The sequence below is a fragment of the Streptomyces sp. 13-12-16 genome, assembly GCF_002114215.1.
In the GTDB taxonomy this organism is placed as follows: Bacteria; Actinomycetota; Actinomycetes; order Streptomycetales; family Streptomycetaceae; genus Streptomyces.
This window is the reverse complement of the sequence record NZ_NCTE01001249.1, coordinates 1-1,779: the sequence shown is the minus strand read 5'-3', so window position 1 is coordinate 1,779 and position 1,779 is coordinate 1. Positions and strand designations below refer to the sequence as shown.

Below are 1,779 nucleotides of genomic sequence, written 5' to 3'. Positions count from 1 at the left end.
GTGGGGGCCGGCCCGGCGCGGGGGCGGGGCCCGACCGGACGGCGGGGCCGGCCGTCCCCCGCTCCGGGCCCCGTCGGCGGCTCATCCGTCCGCGACCGCCAGGCTCACTCCGTACAGGGAGCGTCCGCCGACGAGTTCGCGGCCGGTGACCAGCTCGGCCTCGACGCGGACGAAGACCTCCCGCGCCGAGGGCACCCAGGAGACCGGTCCGGTGCGGGACAGGCGCCGGTGTTCGACGGGGTCGGCCACCACCGTGGCCGGGCCCGTGACGACGACGCTCCAGCCGGACTGCCGGGCGGCGTCGACGTCGTCGGCCTCGAAGGCGACCACCGCCCCGTCGACCGCGCGGACCAGTTCCGAACCGGCGGCGGTACGCAGCAGGACCGCGCCGTCGCCGTCCAGGCGGAAGTTGACGGGCAGCACGGCGGGCAGGGCCCGGCGCGTGAAGACGATGCGGCCGACGGGCACCCCGGCCATCAGCTCCAGGCACTCCTGTCGCCCGAGTTCACGGAAACCGTCATCGGGGTACATCGCCGGTCCTCCTTCGCCCTTCTCGTCCGGTGCGGCGGTCCTGTCTCATTCCACACTGGGCCGGGCACGGCCGGAGGACGAGGGCCGAGGGTCCCGCTCCCCCCGGAGAACGGCCCGGCCGTCACGGGCGGGCCGTTCTCCGGACGCCTCCGCCGCTCACGGCGCGGGAACTACGAGGCTTCCGGGAGCGCGGTGCCCGTCCCGCGGACGGCCGTGGCCAGGGCGTCCCCGATGACCCGGGCCCCCGCGGCGTTGGGGTGCAGCGGCGCGGCCGGGCGGGTGGGGACCAGGCCCTCGATGTAACGGTCGGCGGGGGCGGCGCAGATGTCGTGTCCGATCCCCGGGGTGTAGGTGTCGACGAAGGTCGCGCCGTGCTCCTCGGCCGTTCGCCTCAGTACGGCGCCGAGGTGGTCGACCACGCCCTGGATGTAGTTGGCGTCCTGCTTCCAGAAGGGCTGGGCGGGGTGGCAGCCGTCGGTGCGGAGGTAGTTGCCGTAACCGACGACGAAGACCTCGGCGTTCGGCGCGCGCCGGGTGATCTCGTCCAGGGCGGTGCCGAAGACCGGTGCCCAGGCGTCGATGCGGGCCCTGACCCTGTCGGTACCGCCCGCGGTGTTCTCCTCCGCGCAGCTGGTGCCGTGGGGCGGGGGCAGGATGTTGACGCAGTCCAGCGCTTCGCCGAAGACGTCGGCGTCGTTGCCGCCGATGGTGATGCTGACGATGTCGGCGGCGGGTGTGAGCGCGTCGTACTGGGGGGCGGTGCCCGGGTACTGGGACGTGCTCAGGTGGTCGGTGGTGGCGGCGGAGCAGGTGACGTCGGTGAGGTGCGCGCCGAGGGCCTCGGCCGCGATGTGCGGATAGCCGGACAGGGAGCGCAGGCACATCGGGTCGACCGGATCGGGCGGCGGCACCAGCGGTGCGGCCGCGTAGGAATCGCCGAGCGCGACGTACCGCGGGGGTCCGGCCGCGTCCGACGCGGCCGTGACCGGTGCCACGGCCGACAGGGCACCGGTGAGCAGGGCGGCGACCAGGGCTATGCGCAGGGCCGTCTTCAAGGACGCCTCCGTCCGGCGGGTCGGGATGCACGGGTGTGCCTCGCGATGAGCATGCCCGAGCGGACATGCCGCCGCACGGCGGACCGCGGCTCGGTACTCCCGCCGGATGACGGCGTGCGGCACGGCTCCCCGGTGCTCGCCGCAGCCGGTACGACCACCGGCGCCGTGCGGCGTGGCGGGCCGGACTCTCCCG

At 75.2% G+C, this 1,779-nt stretch carries 2 protein-coding genes; both read right to left on the bottom strand.

Annotated elements, in window-relative coordinates; translation table 11 throughout:
- Positions 1–81 precede the first annotated feature (81 nt).
- Positions 82–531 (bottom strand): pyridoxamine 5'-phosphate oxidase family protein, encoded by a 450-nt coding sequence (locus B7767_RS38780; protein ID WP_085576058.1) that lies wholly within the window; start codon positions 529–531, stop codon positions 82–84.
- Positions 532–701: 170 nt separating this feature from the next.
- Positions 702–1,586, bottom strand: a complete 885-nt coding sequence (locus tag B7767_RS38775; protein WP_218775854.1) for an SGNH/GDSL hydrolase family protein — start codon at positions 1,584–1,586, stop codon at positions 702–704.
- Between the last annotated feature and the right edge of the window lie 193 nt (positions 1,587–1,779).